The sequence below is a fragment of the Paenibacillus zanthoxyli JH29 genome (assembly GCF_000520715.1).
In the GTDB taxonomy this organism is placed as follows: domain Bacteria; phylum Bacillota; class Bacilli; order Paenibacillales; family Paenibacillaceae; genus Paenibacillus_AQ; species Paenibacillus_AQ zanthoxyli.
Window position 1 is genome coordinate 1 of record NZ_ASSD01000395.1, and the last position, 544, is coordinate 544.

At 57.7% G+C, this 544-nt stretch carries 2 pseudogenes; both read right to left on the reverse strand.

Annotation, left to right across the window (positions count from 1 at the left end):
- Positions 1 to 201 (reverse strand): annotated as a pseudogene (locus L691_RS28995) (aspartate/glutamate racemase family protein); the annotation flags it as partial.
- Between the two features lie 36 nt (positions 202 to 237).
- Positions 238 to 544, reverse strand: a pseudogene (locus L691_RS29000) (aminopeptidase); the annotation flags it as partial.

Genomic DNA, 544 nt, shown 5'->3' on the forward strand with positions numbered 1-544 from the left:
GCCTCTGCGTTCCAGTTCACCGGCAAGCAGGACGATCTTGGGAATAGCCATTTCCTCGGTCCGCTCGTCGAAGACGCCTTCCGGCTGATCTTCAATACAGGCGCTTGTCACTTCAAGCCCGTATCTGCGCCGGATCAGCTCGCCGTGCAAGTCAGCGTCCTTTTGATCCGGCAGCGTGATTACTCTGATGATTCCAAGCACAGTGGTCCCCCTCCTTCATACGGCGCGTTCATCCAATCAGACCAGCTTGCCTGCCGCAATGACCAAACGGTCGTCCAGATAGACATCGGGCTCTTTCACCACGATATCAATATGCACTCCTGCCGACACCTGGCCGCCAAAGGTATGATTATTGCCAAAGGCGACATGAATGGTTCCGTACACCTTCTCATCTTCCAGCACAACCCCGGTGATCCGCGCTTTATCATTGGTGCCGATTCCGAACTCGCCGAGCAGACGGCCGTCTCCTTCGCCAAGCATCGACAGCAGCGCATCCGCGCCGTCTCCCTCCGCAGCCGTCAGCCGGCCCTGCTTCACTGTCAGC